The 15077-nt window shown below is 39.2% G+C and carries 12 protein-coding genes; all 12 read left to right on the top strand.

Going from position 1 to position 15077, the window contains the following annotated elements; genetic code table 11:
* The first annotated feature begins 388 nt into the window (after positions 1-388).
* The 12 genes from EO120_RS08075 (at position 389) to carB (ending at position 15076) form a co-directional block, all read left to right on the top strand.
* Positions 389-1633 carry a putative porin gene (locus EO120_RS08075; RefSeq protein ID WP_127134973.1) on the top strand — a complete coding sequence of 415 codons (1245 nt, stop codon included), beginning with the start codon at positions 389-391 and terminating at the stop codon, positions 1631-1633.
* A 225-nt stretch (positions 1634-1858) separates the two neighbouring features.
* A complete protein-coding gene (locus EO120_RS09195) occupies positions 1859-2035 on the top strand; it encodes a hypothetical protein (RefSeq protein ID WP_164725738.1) in 177 nt (58 codons plus the stop codon).
* Between the two features lie 7 nt (positions 2036-2042).
* The gene (locus EO120_RS08070) at positions 2043-2594 is read left to right on the top strand and encodes a hypothetical protein (RefSeq protein ID WP_127134972.1); all 552 of its coding nucleotides are present in this window, start codon (positions 2043-2045) and stop codon (positions 2592-2594) included.
* 92 nt (positions 2595-2686) lie between these two features.
* Positions 2687-3499: a Cof-type HAD-IIB family hydrolase gene (locus EO120_RS08065; protein WP_127134971.1), complete on the top strand. Its 813-nt coding sequence runs from the start codon at positions 2687-2689 to the stop codon at positions 3497-3499.
* A gap of 37 nt (positions 3500-3536) precedes the next feature.
* A complete protein-coding gene (gene rapZ / locus EO120_RS08060; protein WP_127134970.1) occupies positions 3537-4451 on the top strand; it encodes an RNase adapter RapZ in 915 nt (304 codons plus the stop codon).
* A 12-nt stretch (positions 4452-4463) separates the two neighbouring features.
* Positions 4464-5813 carry a uridine diphosphate-N-acetylglucosamine-binding protein YvcK gene (gene yvcK / locus EO120_RS08055; protein ID WP_127134969.1) on the top strand — a complete coding sequence of 450 codons (1350 nt, stop codon included), beginning with the start codon at positions 4464-4466 and terminating at the stop codon, positions 5811-5813.
* Between the two features lie 162 nt (positions 5814-5975).
* Entirely contained in the window at positions 5976-6923 is a 948-nt protein-coding gene (gene whiA / locus EO120_RS08050) for a DNA-binding protein WhiA (protein WP_127134968.1), read from the top strand.
* 173 nt (positions 6924-7096) lie between these two features.
* Entirely contained in the window at positions 7097-8347 is a 1251-nt protein-coding gene (locus EO120_RS08045) for a hypothetical protein (RefSeq protein WP_127134967.1), read from the top strand.
* 240 nt (positions 8348-8587) lie between these two features.
* On the top strand, positions 8588-9538 hold the full coding sequence (locus EO120_RS08040; protein WP_127134966.1) for an aspartate carbamoyltransferase catalytic subunit: 951 nt from the start codon (positions 8588-8590) through the stop codon (positions 9536-9538).
* Entirely contained in the window at positions 9522-10811 is a 1290-nt protein-coding gene (locus EO120_RS08035) for a dihydroorotase (RefSeq protein ID WP_127134965.1), read from the top strand. Before EO120_RS08040 ends, EO120_RS08035 begins: the two co-directional genes overlap by 17 nt.
* Complete coding sequence (carA, locus tag EO120_RS08030) at positions 10808-11875, top strand: glutamine-hydrolyzing carbamoyl-phosphate synthase small subunit (protein ID WP_127134964.1); 1068 nt, start codon at positions 10808-10810, stop codon at positions 11873-11875. Before EO120_RS08035 ends, carA begins: the two co-directional genes overlap by 4 nt.
* On the top strand, positions 11876-15076 hold the full coding sequence (carB, locus tag EO120_RS08025; RefSeq protein WP_127134963.1) for a carbamoyl-phosphate synthase large subunit: 3201 nt from the start codon (positions 11876-11878) through the stop codon (positions 15074-15076).
* The last annotated feature ends 1 nt before the right edge of the window (position 15077 follow it).

The raw sequence follows: 15077 nt of genomic DNA, 5'->3' as shown, positions 1-15077 counted from the left end.
AAATGAAAGTCTTTTTTATTAGAAATATTAAATAAAAGAAGAGAGAATAATTATCAATATATAAATTAAATTATAAAATTCCGTAAAATTTAAAAAAAATTAGGGGTTAAATAATTAAGATACTAAGTAGGTTTATGAGCATTTGTATTTTTAAAAGTTTGATAATGAGAATGTAAATGAGAAAAAATGGTTTACAGCAAAGGATGTTCATGCTACTATCACCATACAAGGAGCGGTAAGCAACACATACTGAAATTGAAATGAAGAATTATGGCGAGGAAACATGGACACTCCCAAGAGAATTCTAAATTTTGAAATCAGGATGAATTGTGAATTGCAACTTGTACACAATTTATTCTCGTATTTTTCAGAAAGAAGGAATTCAACTATGAAAAAACAATTCGCAGCAATTTTTGCAGCAACAGCAGTTTTGGGTGTAACTACTGCATTCGCAGCTAACCCATTCTCCGACGTAACTCCAGATAGCTGGGCATACCAAGCAGTTTCTCAATTGGCAGCAACTGGTATCGTTAATGGTTATCCAGATGGCACTTTCAAAGGCCAAAACAACATCACTCGTTACGAAATGGCTCAAATGGTAGCTAAAGCTATGGCTAACCAAGACCGCGCTAACGCTGAACAACAAGCTATGATCAACCGTTTGGCAGATGAATTCTCCAACGAATTGAACAACTTGGGCGTTCGTGTAGCTCGTTTGGAAGACCGCGTTGGTAATGTTAAAGTTACTGGTGATGCACGTTTACGTTACCTTGATGCTGAAGATGCTAAATCCAAATTTGATGCACGTGCTCGTGTACAATTCAATGCTAAAGTGAACGACCGTACTGATGCAGTAGTTCGTTTAACTTCTGGTAGCTTTGAATTAGGTGACTCCACTGATCATGGAAATGCTGATGCATCTATCGATCGCGCATATGTAAACCACAAATTTGGCGAACGCGTATCTGTTAAAGCAGGTCGTTTCGGTCAAGTAATCGGTGGCGGTTACATGTTTGATGGTACTTTCGATGGTGCTCAATTCAACGCTGGTAACGACAAAGTTCAATTCCAAGCAGCTTACGGTTACTTAGTATCTGGTGACAATGGTAACATTGTTGCAGGTGCTACGACTGATGCATTGACTAAAGATGAAAATGTAACTAATACAGTAATCGGCTTGAATGGTAAAATTGGCAACCACGTAAATTTAGGTGGTTTCTATGATCGTGTTAACCAAGATAAAAAAGTTGCTAATACTTACAGAAATATCTACGGTTTCAATACTGACATCAACTTCGATAAAGTTTGGGTTGGTGGCGAATGGTTGAAAGCTTCTAGCGTAGAAAACTCCACTGCATGGGTAGCAGGTCTTGGTTACGGTAACTATGATATCAAAAAACAAGGTACTTGGGGTGTGAAAGCTCAATACTTCAACCAAAAAGAAAATGCACCAATTGTAGACTCCACTTGGAATCATTTCTACACTCAAGATGCTAAAGGTTGGATGGCAACTGTTGACTATGCATTACAATCCAATGTTGGTTTGTCTGCATACTACGGTTTCGACTGGAAAGACCAAGCTGGTTACGAATACGGTGACTTCTACCGTGCAGAACTTAACTACAAATTCTAATTTGATAGTTAACTATATGAAAGAGACTCCGAAAGGGGTCTCTTTTGTTATGTGGACGTAAATTATAAAGACTGTTTTCCTATAGACGAATATTTTATTTGTAGTATATAATTTAAATGCAGAGTCTTATAAAACGGGTTTTAATAGTGGAAACAATAATAACTTATAGTTGGTGATATGCGAGATTAGCGGAGTTTGTATTGAAGTTATTAAGGAGGTAAATATATGGCTACATCGAGCTTTTTTGGACCGTTGAAAATCACAAAAGAACAAGAGCCTGTATGGAAAGACGTTTTTTCTGAATCTCATAAAATGCATTTGAATTGGGATATTATCAAAGCTAGTAAGTTTTTAAATCATCAAGAAGCGCAGGAGTTTAAAAAAATTATATTGAAACGGTGATATAATTATGGGATACATCACAGTAAGTTTATATGATTATATTGATGACTCTACTGATATACAAGAACTATTAAAGACGTTTTCTTGTCCATTAAATTTAGAAGTGGAGTCATTTCTTAAGGAGAAGGCAATAGATTTTGAGCGGAAACATTTTGCTAGAACGTATTTAGTTTTTTCTGATACATTTCAATTGCCAAGTTTACTAGGATATTTTACTGTTGCGTTGAAGCATTTAGCTATACCTATTGATATAAGTAAATCTTTTCGAAAAACTATAACTGGGTATATTGATAGAGAAGAAGCAATTACTTATTTAATAGGTCAGTTAGGTCGGAATTGTGCCGTTTCGGAGCGAATTTCTGGGTCTGATTTGATGACTCTTGCGATTGCTGTTATCTACGATGTTTATCTTAAGATTGGTGGACGAATTATATTGGTTGAATGTGAAAACCAAGAAAAGTTACGGATTTTTTATGAGAATCAAGGTTTTAGATTACTTTGTAGTAACATTGATAACAATTTATTACAGTATGTTTCTACTGTAAAATCATTACATTAAACTTTATAGGACTAGGCTTTGCCTAGTCCTATTTGTATGTAGAAAATGGTATAATGGTTAAATATAGTTGTTTTCTTACAGGAGGCGTATAGATGAATCCTTCCTTTTCTCATATTAAGATGGTTGCCATCGATTGCGATGAAACTTTGTTGCGTAGTGATAATACAGTATCGGACTATACTATAGATATATTAAAGAAATTAGAGAATAAAGGAATCCGTATAACCATAGCTACTGGTCGTATGTATCAGACGGCTAAACCTATTGGAATGGCATTACAATTAGGTAATGTGCCAATGATTTTATTTTCCGGTGGTCTTATTCAAGAGTTAGAAACGGGACGTAAATTGTTTGAACGTACAGTGCCTATTGATAGTGTACATCGTATTTTTAACATTGCTAAACAGCATGACTTTCACGTGCAAAGTTATGTAGATGATCAATTATTATGTCATCATAAAAATTGGCAAACTGACCATTATGAACGTCAAACTGGTGCAGTACCGGAGTTTTTAGGTGATGCGTTATATACATATCCAAAAGAGCCAAATAAATTGATTGCTATTGGTTCTAAAAGTGAAATTGATACTATTATTGGATTGCTTGCCCCTTTGGTGGGGGATAAACTAACATTAGTGCGTAGCCAAAATGATTTTCTTGAAATAATCCCTCAAGGAGTGTCAAAAGGAAGAGCACTAGAGAATCTCAGTGAACGTTTCGATGTTTGTATGACGGATGTTATTTCCTTTGGAAATGCAGAAAATGATATCTCTATGCTATCTACGACTGGTTATTCTGTAGCCGTTGAGAATGCTACGATTCATGTAAAATCCATTGCTCGTGAAATATGTGGTCATCATGATGAAGATGGCGTGGCACGGTGGATTGAGGAAAATTTATTGTAAGTAATGTCTATCTTTGAAGTTATAAAGGAGTAGATATATGGAAGCCTTTCGTTTATTAATCGTAACCGGTATGTCCGGTGCAGGTAAAACACAAGTATTACAAGCCCTTGAGGATATGGGGTATCTTTGTGTAGATAATATACCACCTGTATTGATCCCTAAATTGAGTGAAATTTGTCGTCAAGGTGGGGAACGTACCAATCGTGTAGCTCTTGTTGTAGACATTCGGGGTGGTGAGTTTTTTGAGGCCTTGTCCACATCTCTCGACAGTTTGAAAGAGATGAAGGTAGATTATGAAATCGTATTTATGGATGCTACAGATGAAACATTGATTCGCCGTTACAAGGAAACGCGTCGCAGTCATCCATTGGCACCAGATGGTCGTATTATAACAGGGCTTCAAAAAGAACGCCAAATACTTAACTCAGTACGTCATAAAGCAGATTTCATTATTGACACAACGAATATGAAAACCGCATCTTTGAAGGAATATTTAAAAACGCGTTTTGCTCAAGTTGGTGAAAATAAAGGTATGGCGATTACCGTTGTGAGTTTTGGATTTAAATATGGTTTACCATTAGATGCCGATATGGTATGGGATGTACGATTCTTGCCGAATCCATTTTATATCCCTGAATATCGTCATAAAACAGGGCGCGTGAAGGCTGTTAATGAATATATTCATTCCTTTGAAGTGACGGAAGAATTCAAAAAGCGTTATTTTGATACCGTCGACTTCCTCTTGCCCAATTATGAGCAAGAAGGCAAATCTCAATTTATCATTGCTGTAGGTTGTACTGGAGGGATGCATAGATCTGTAGCTATGGCAGAGGCTTTATATGCTCATTTATTGGAAAAAGGATATCATGTATCTGTAGAGCATAGAGATATGATGAAAAATAATGTAGAAGAAGATTTTAATCCACATCAAGTGATTTCAACATGTGATTAATAAGGGGTTATTATGTTACGAAAACGTTGGTTTCGGTGGTTAATACCGGGCCTTAATATAAAACGATGGCTCACCTTATTTAGTCTAGGTGTTGGGCTATTAATTATAGGCATATCTTTGATGTTTAACTATCAATGGCTATCCATTATCGAAGATATTGTACTTTCCTATTCTTATACATTAACGGGTTTTTACAATTATAATGTACTCATTATGGTAGGCCTTGTGCTTATCATTGGGGGCGTTATATTTATGCTCGTCGGTACAAGCAAGGTTATAAAAACCGTTATGCGCGCTGTGTTACCAGATCCATCTAGCAAGGTGTCGGATATTATATTTCAAAATATTCGCCTCGATAAAGGTCCTAAAATCGTCGTTATTGGTGGCGGTACAGGACTGTCCAATTTGCTGCGTGGTTTGAAAGCGCACACATCTAATTTGTCCGCTATCGTAACGGTTGCCGATGACGGAGGTTCGTCTGGTCGTTTGCGTAAAGATTTCCAAATGATTGCACCTGGTGATTTGCGCAACTGTCTTGTGGCTTTGGCTGAACAAGAAGGGGTTATGGAAAATCTATTCCGTTATCGATTTGAAGGGAATAATGAATTGTCTGGACATAGCTTTGGCAATCTTTTTATTACTGCTTTGGCACAGGTTTATGATGGAGATGTTGAGGAAGCCCTCGAAGCAGCCAGTAAACTCTTGCGTGTACGAGGTCGTGTTATTCCATCCTCTACGGAGCTCATTAAACTTAGTGCGGAAATGATGGATGGATCCATCGTTGATGGTGAAAGCAATATTCCTCACAGTGGTAAACCGATTCGTCGTGTATTTAGTACGCCTACTAATCCTAAGCCAGAAGGGGCGGCGTTGCAAGCTATCGATGAAGCAGACGTCATTATTCTCGGTCCTGGCAGTTTATACACGAGTATCATTCCTAATCTATTAACCGATAAAATTGCTGACCATGTTCGGGCTAGTAAGGCAAATAAAATCTATATTGCTAATGTCATGACGCAACCAGGGGAAACATCGGGATACTCCTTGGCAGACCATGTACAGGCTATTATTGATCACAGTGGTGTAGGCATCATCGACACCGTGCTTGCTAATGATGGGCCACTGCCGATTCAAATGGTAGAGCAGTATAGCGCTGTCGGTTCTGAACCGGTAGTCATAGACTCAAAACGGTTAAAAGAAATGGGCATTCGCACGGTACGAGCTACTTTGATTAGTGCAGATAAACCAGCTATTCACGATCCTGATCGTTTAGGTAAGGTTCTGATGGATATCGTATATGCTATGAAAACAGATATGGAACCGAGGGTACTAGAATATTACTTACAACGTAGTGACCACTAATAGAATGATTGCATAGATGTATTAGAGTAAGGGTAATGTCGTATGAGCATGCAGCACCTATGGTAAAAAGAGTATGTAATGTACGATAGAGTAATGGTATGAAAGTGGGCATTATGTCATTTGCTCCTGTACGATAGAGTAATGTTAGGAAAGGAGGCATCTATGTCATTTGCAGAAGACGTGAAAAATGAATTATGCGGCTATGAGCCAGAAACAGATGCTGATTTGGCGATGAAAATAGAAGCATCTTGTTTGTTGCGCATGGGTGGCTCGTTATTACTTGGCATGAATGGCGATATTGGAATTCGATTGGCTACAGCGAATAATGCGGTAGCTCGTCGTTTGTTGGGCATTTTAAAAAAACAGTACGAGTTGCCTACTCATGTGATGGTACGACAAGGGTTGAATTTACGGAAAAAGAATATGTACACTTTGTCGGTAGATCCATCACAAGATAGCCGCAAAGCATTAGAAGATTTAGCATTATGGCCTGTAACAGAACAGTTGCCACGAACTTGGCTGTCATCTATGGAGGCGCGACGTGCCTTTTTACGTGGCGCTTTTCTAGGCGGTGGTTCCGTTAATAAACCACAAAGCGATTACCATTTAGAATTTATGACGGGCAATGAAAATTTCGCTCGTGAAATTATATATGTTCTCAAATTATTTCATATCCATGGTGGTTTAACAGAACGCAAAGAGGAATACGTGGTATACCTCAAAGAAGGAGATGCAGTGACGAATTGTCTTCAAATCATGGGAGCTCAGTCGGCTCTTATGGAATTTGAAAATGTGCGTATTATGAAAACTGTGCGAAATCAAATTAACCGTCAAGTGAATTGTGAAACTGCAAATTTACAAAAAACTGTAGATGCTGCAGTACGTCAAGTCAAAGCTATTCGCATATTAGATGAACATATTGGGATTGATGAGTTGCCACCAAAACTTAGATTAGTGGCAAAACTGCGTTGGGATAATCCAGAAGCTAGTTTAAAAGAATTAGAAGAATTAATGGATGGTACATTGTCTAAATCAGGCATTGGACATCGATTGAAAAAAATTGAAGCCCTTGCATTGACCTATGATCCATTGGCGCTAGAGGAGATATAATCCTGCGGAGTTAGAGAAAATATGAGCTAATAGCGTTAGAAGAAATATAATTCGTCGGCTCTCAAGTAAATATGTTGCGAATGGTACTAGGTGTTACAATTCTGTAACATTAGTAATAACGGTTATGGTTTTATGTATTGTATATGGATAGATGTTTTGTAAAGAGGCGTTATATGTTGTTAAAAAAAATAAGTACTTTTACTTGTATATTGTCTATAGTAGGCGTTTTAAGTGCTCACGCAGGCACGAGGGATATTGATTTTGATTTCATTAAGTATCATCAATTTTCACAATTGCCCACTGCTGTTGTTTCTGAAACAAATACATTACTGTTATCGGATAGCCCTGAATATGTAGGACCTACTGGTGGTGTGTTAAGCGCTGGTACTATTAATGGAACAGGGCGTGTGTATTTTTATCATGTTAATGAAATGGCAGAGCCGCAAAAAATGGCAATCGTCCTAGAAAATACGTCGGTTGATTCCAACACGGTTCAGGTATATCGAGAAATTAAATCCATCGCTACAGATGATTATTTTGCAGCAGGTCGAGATTTGTCTAAGAAGGATTTAGAACAACCTGTACCATCTAAGCCTATATACTCTTTTTCCATAAAGGAACGCGGTAAACATATTGTGTTTCCTGATTTAAACAATGCAACGATACAGAAAGATGAACTCTTTACAGGCATTGTAGATTTTGAAAGCGATAAACCTGTTATGGCTCAAGTTATGATGATACCTTTGGGTACGGATCCTATTAATGCGTCAGAAACTATATCGCAGCTACCTATTGATGAAGTTCGGTTGAGAGGAACTTTCACAGGTGCTAATCGACATCTACTAGTTAATCCTGCGTATAATACGAGTTTAGGTGGTGCGTATATAGAAATTGGCAATGATAGGGAAGATACATTTCTTGAAGGCGTTGATGAACTAGATAACAAAGCATATGTAAAAGATGTAGGTAATTATGGTGTGTCTTATACATTGACGATTCCCACTGTAGGAACAGATCCATTCCGCTTGTATTTCAACCCTATGGGTGGCGCTTATTCGGGTTCTTTTGCGATTACGACGAAACGACGATGGCAACGTGACGAAGGGCACACCGTTATGTATCATATAGGTGGCGAAGATGGATTACGCGTATTAGGTCATAATACTATAGAAGATTCACGATATATGGGGAATTATTATGGTGGTGATACATTGACGATTCGTTTTATGCCTGCTGGTGCTTCTAATTTGCCATTTCGTTTTGTATTAGTTCCAGAGGCATTAGCAAATCCACAATATAAAGATATTACTATAAAAACAGAACCGAGAATGCTAGAAAATACAATCGATAATGCCAGAAAAACAGAACTGAAAAGGCTAGAAAATAGAATTGATAATGATAGAAAAATAGACGGGAGAAAGTGAAACTATATTGACTTTCACAGTTGGATTCAGTACAATAAATAAAGATAAATGCTCAAAGTGGTGCGAGACATCACTGCATGTTACAACACCTTTTAATTTGGTCCAGAGAGGCTGAGAAAGGAATATAGTTAAAGTAGCCCGAAAGGGTATCTTTGTGTAAACTATCGACCTTTTGCCTTGGGCAAGAGGTCTTTTTTTGTAGCTGAGCAACATTTTTGCAAGTAGTAACAGGAGGCAATCATGGGACAAGTGAGCTTACATGGCAAACATTTGCTAGGTTTGCAGAATGCTACATCAGAAGAAATCAAATTAATTCTAGATGTGGCAAAAAAGATGAAAAAGGTTGTGTTGTCGGATGACAAGAAAATTCCTTATTTAAAAGGTAAGGCTATTATCAACCTATTCATGGAGCCTAGTACACGTACACGCAGCTCCTTTGAGTTAGCAGGTAAATACTTAGGTGCTGATGTTATCAATATTACGCCAAGTGGTTCTTCTATGGGCAAAGGTGAAAGCTTCCGAGATACATTGTTGACATTATCCTATATGGGTACAGATGCTATTGTTATGCGCCATAGTGCAGAAGGGGCGCCTTTATATGCCACTCAAGCAGTAGACCCAATCATCATCAATGCTGGTGATGGTGCCCATGAGCATCCTACACAAGCATTGCTCGATATGTTCTCTATTATTGAACAAAAAGGTTCTGTGGAAGGCAAAAAAGTTGTTATCGTTGGAGATATTATGCATAGCCGTGTGGCTCGTTCCAATATTTATGGCCTTACTAAAATGGGCGCTGATGTTCATTTGGCAGGTCCTCGTACCATGGTCTATCCAGAACTTGAAAAACTAGGCGTTACTGTGCATCACGATGTACGTGAAGCCGTAAAAGATGCAGACGTAGTAAACGTATTGCGCATCCAATTGGAACGTATTCATTCTGCATTGTATCCAACGAATCGTGAATACGCTCGTATTTTTGGTATTAACAAAGATGTATTGAGCCTTGCTAAAGACGATGTGATGGTCATGCATCCAGGTCCGATGAACAGAGGCCTTGAAATTTCTCCAGATGTAGCGTACTGGGATCAATCGGTTATTCAAGAGCAGGTGCGTAATGGTGTATCTGTTCGTATGGCAGTATTGTACTTAACAATTCATGGAGGTGACGGTAGTGAGCTTGCTGATTAAAGGTGGTACGGTAGTCAATCCGGCAAAACAACAACATGAAATTGCAGATGTATTAGTAGAAAATGGCAAAATTGCTGCTATTGGTCAAAATCTTAGTGCTGATGGCGCAGAAGTGTATGATGCGACAGGTCTCATCGTAGCGCCAGGACTCATCGATATTCATACACATTTGCGTGAACCTGGACAAGAAGCAAAAGAAGATTTTCATTCCGGTACACAAGCGGCTGCAGCTGGTGGTTTTACCCGTGTAGTAACCATGGCGAATACTACGCCTGTTGTAGATAATGCAGTACTGGTAAGAGGTCTAAAAAAACAAGCTGAACTCACAGGCATTGTAAAAGTAGAATTTATCGGTGCTGTGTCTAAAAATCTAGAAGGCAAGGAACTAGCTGAGTTAGGCGATATGGCAGAAGCTGGTGTAGTAGCCTTTTCCGATGATGGTCACTATGTGGAAAATGCAGCTTTCATGAGACGTGCCTTAGAATATTCGTCTATGTTTAATAAAATGGTTATCGATCATGCAGAAGATATTTCATTAACGAAAAACGGTCATATGCACGAAGGTATCGTATCTTATGAAATGGGTGTCATTGGCCGACCAGCAGTGGCTGAAGATATGGCCGTTGCTCGTGATATTATGTTGGCTGAAATGACCGGTGGTCATATTCATATTGCTCATGTAAGTAGCAAAAATACGGTGGATTTGGTGCGCACTGCGAAGGCTAAAGGGCTCAATGTGACTTGTGAAGTAACGAGTCAGCATTTATCTTTTACTGATGAATATTTGCGGGATTACAATCCAGCTTTTAAAATGGCACCGCCAATTCGTTCTGAAGACCATCGACAAGCCTTATTAGAAGGTTTAATGGATGGTACTATCGATGCTATCATCACAGACCACGCACCACATGCATTTGAAGAAAAAGACCAAGAGTTCTGTTGTGCACCAAATGGCTTTAGTGGCCTTGAAACATCCTTGGCAGGTGTTATTACAAATGCCTATGGGGAAGGTAAATTGTCTATCGACCAAGTAGTATATTATATGAGTACTCGTCCTGCTGAATTGATGCGGTTAGATGCAGGTGTTCTAGAAGTAGGAAAAGCGGCAGATATTACTGTATTTAGTACAGACGAAGAATGGACAGTAGATCGCAATCAGTTCTACACAAAAGGTAAAGTTAGTCCATTTGATGGCATGACTGTAAAAGGTAAAGCGAAACTCACTGTAGTAGATGGTGAGATTGTTATGAAGGAGGGCGTAGTCCTACGATGAAAGGCAAATTAGTACTAGAAGATGGTTCCGTATTTGAAGGTTCCTTATTAGGAGGCGCCCCAACAGTGGGGGAAGTAGTATTCAATACAGGCATGACAGGGTATCAAGAGATTTTGACTGATCCATCCTATGCAGATCAAATTATTACCTTAACATATCCACTAATTGGTAATTATGGTACTTTGAATTCCATTACCCAAGGGCCTAAACCGTATTGTAAAGGTTTTATCGTTGGTGAATTATGCGATTTCCCTAGTAACTGGCAAAATGAAGGTTTATTTAGTGAATACCTTCGTTTACATGGTATCCCATGTTTGTATGATGTAGATACTCGCGCTATTACACGTCGTATTCGTAACCATGGTGTTATGAAAGGTGTGCTTGTACGTGCTGATTACCCAATGGAAGATATTCAAAAGTTATTTGCTCAAGACTTGCCAACTGACCAAGTTATGCGTGTTACTACGAAGTGGCAAGGTATGCGAGGCGATAAAAATGCAGAATTCCATGTTGCTGTTATGGATTTTGGTGTAAAAGAAAATATTCTTCGCTCTTTAGAAGCAGCTGGTTGTCGTTTAACAGTATTCCCTGCAGATTCTAAAGCAGAAGATGTATTGGCAGTGAATCCAGATGGCATTTTCTTGTCTAATGGCCCTGGGGATCCTAAAGATCTTGGTTATGCAGTAGAAGAAGTGAAAAAAATGTTCGGTAAAAAACCGATTTTCGGCATCTGCATGGGTCACCAAGTGTTGGCGCAAGCTTATGGCGGTTCTACTTTTAAATTAAAATTTGGTCATCGTGGTTCTAACCATCCTGTACAAGATTTGCGCACAGGGCGCGTATATATTACGTCTCAAAACCACGGCTATGCTGTAGATGATACAACATTGCCTGATGATGTAGAAGTGACACATCGTAGTGTAAATGATGGCACTGTAGAAGGGATGCGTCATAAAACATTGCCAATCTTCTCTGTACAATACCATCCAGAAGCGTCCCCTGGACCGACTGATAATTTATACTTATTCGACGAATTTGAAGCATTGATGAGAAAGGGAAAATAAATGACCACTGAAGCAAAAAAAGTACTCGTAATTGGTTCTGGTCCAATTATTATCGGCCAAGCAGCCGAGTTTGACTATGCTGGTACACAAGCATGTCGTTCCCTTCGTGAAGAAGGTTATAAAGTCGTATTGGTTAACTCTAACCCAGCTACGATTATGACGGACACAGATATTGCAGATCGCGTATATGTTGAACCGATTAGCCTTGAATTCGTTACAGAAGTTATAAAAAAAGAACGTCCTTGGGGATTGTTAGCAACTCTTGGTGGTCAAGTAGGCCTTAATATGGCAGTACAATTGTCCGAAGCAGGGGTTTTGAAAGAATATGGTGTACAGCTATTAGGTACTACTTTAGAGGCTATTAAACAAGCGGAAGATCGTGAATTGTTTAAAGAGGCGATGAAGGAAATCAATCAACCAGTTCCTGAATCTGATATCTTTAATGATTTAGAAGAAGCTGTAGCTTTTGCTAATCGCATTGGCTATCCTATTATCATTCGTCCTGCCTATACCTTGGGTGGTACTGGTGGTGGTATTGCACACAACGAAGATGAAATGTATGAAATCACACGTCGTGGTTTGAAACTTTCACCAATTCACCAAATCTTGGCAGAACGTTCCGTAGCGGGTTGGAAAGAAATCGAATACGAAGTGATGCGCGACAGTGCAGATAACTGCATTATCGTATGTAATATGGAAAATATCGACCCTGTTGGCGTTCATACAGGCGATTCCATCGTTGTAGCGCCTAGCCAAACATTGAATGATTTACAATACCAAATGCTTCGCACTGCGTCAGTAGATATCATTCGATACCTTAAAATTGAAGGTGGGTGTAATGTTCAATACGCATTGAATCCACACAGCAATGAATATATCGTTATCGAAGTAAACCCTCGTGTATCTCGTTCTTCCGCATTGGCGTCGAAAGCAACAGGTTACCCAATTGCGAAAGTAGCGGCAAAAATTGCTGTAGGTATGACATTGGATCAAATCACTAATGCTGTTACAGGTGAAACAAAGGCTTGTTTTGAACCTACCCTCGATTATGTGGTAACAAAATTCCCACGTTGGCCATTTGAAAAATTCAACCTTGCTGACCGTACATTGGGGACTCAAATGAAAGCGACTGGCGAGGTTATGGCTATCGACCGTTCTTTGGAAGGTTCTTTGTTAAAAGCTATCCGCTCTCTTGAAATTGGTTTAGACCATATTGAACTTAAAAAAATCGCTCATGAATCGATGGAGCAACTCATTGAGCGTTTACATTTAGTAGATGATGAACGCATCTATGTTGTAGCCGAAGCATTGCGCAAGGGTATTAGCGTAGAAAAAATTCATTACATTACGAAAATCGATACATTCTTCATTGAAAAAATCAAAAATATCGTCAATGTAGAAAAAGAATTAGCTGCTAATGGTCTTACAGAAGATGTAGTGCGTTTAGCAAAACGTTATTCCATCACCGATTCTGTCATCGCTCGTTATGCGAACACTACAGCAGAAGAAGTAAAAGCAAAACGCAAAGAATGGAATATTGTACCAACTTATAAATACGTAGATACTTGTGCTGCTGAGTTCGAGTCTCAAACTCCATATTACTACAGTGCATATGCTACAGAAGATGAAGTGCGTCCATTAGGTGAAAAATCTGTTGTCGTTCTTGGTTCTGGTCCAATTCGTATCGGCCAAGGTGTAGAATTTGATTACTGCTCTGTACACTCTTCTTGGGCACTTCGCAAAGCAGGTTATCAATCGATTATGATTAACAATAACCCTGAAACAGTGTCTACCGATTTTGATATTTCTGACTCTTTGTACTTTGAACCATTAACTGTAGATGATGTAATGGAAATCATCGACAAAGAAAAACCAGCAGGCGTTATTGCTCAATTTGGTGGCCAAACAGCCATTAATTTGGCAGGCCCATTGGCTGAGCGGGGCGTAAAAATTCTCGGAACTTCTGTAGATAGTATCGATATGGCAGAAGACCGCGAACGTTTTGATGAACTGTTGGCAGAACTTGGTATTCCTCGTCCAGTAGGGGCTCTCGTTACATCTGATAAAGAAGCTTTGGAAGCCGCTCAAAATCTTAAATACCCATTAATCGTACGCCCTTCTTATGTATTAGGTGGTCGCGCTATGGAAATCGTGTATAACGATAAAGAGCTTGATGTATATATGAAAGAAGCTGTAGTAGCATCTAAAGAGCATCCTGTTCTTATCGACCGTTACATGGTAGGTATGGAAGTAGAGGTAGACGCTATTTCCGATGGTACCGACGTATGTATTCCTGGTATTATGGAGCAAATCGAGCGTGCTGGTGTTCACTCTGGTGACTCTATGGCAGTATATCCAGCACAACATTTGAGTCAAGAATTGATTGACCAAATCGTTGATTACACACGTCGCATCGCTATTGGGCTTAATGTAAAAGGTGTGCTTAACATTCAATACATCGTGGCAGATGGTGAATTGCATGTGATTGAAGTAAACCCTCGTTCTAGCCGCACAGTACCGTTCATCTCTAAGGTAACAGGTATTAATATGGTTGAATGCGCTACCCGTATCGCCCTTGGTGAAAGCCTTGCAGATCTTGGTTTACCATTAGGTTTAGTGCCTAATAAACCATATGTGGCTGTAAAAGCACCAGTATTCTCCTTCTCCAAAATGGGTCTCGTAGAAATTGCTCTTGGACCTGAAATGAAATCTACGGGTGAAGTTATGGGGATTGGACGTACGTACTCTGAAGCCTTATTCAAAGCTATCAATGGTGCGAATATGCGTATTCCAGAAGACGGTACTATCCTTATGACCGTAGCAGATCGGGATAAAGAAGAAGCAAGCCAATTAGCAAAAGGCTTTATCGACCTAGGTTATCACATCGAAGCTACAGGTGGTACTGGTAAATACTTTAAAGAACATGGCGTAGATTGCAAAGTGGTTAACAAAATCTCCGAAGGGGATGACAACTGTGCTGATCATATTCGTCAAGATAAAATTGATTTGGTACTCAACACATTGACAGCTGGTAAACGTCCTGAACGGGAAGGTTTCCAATTGCGCCGTCTAGCTGTAGAAATGGGTACACCTTGTTTAACAAGCCTTGATACTGCACGGGAAGTATTGCGCGTAGTAGCAAGTCGTAAAGATAATGCAAATTACACGGTAGAAGCATTGCAAGATTTTGAATTGGAGTAAG

The organism is Veillonella caviae (genome assembly GCF_003992125.1).
In the GTDB taxonomy this organism is placed as follows: Bacteria; Bacillota; Negativicutes; order Veillonellales; family Veillonellaceae; genus Veillonella; species Veillonella caviae.
This window is presented reverse-complemented; position numbering and strand designations above follow the sequence as displayed.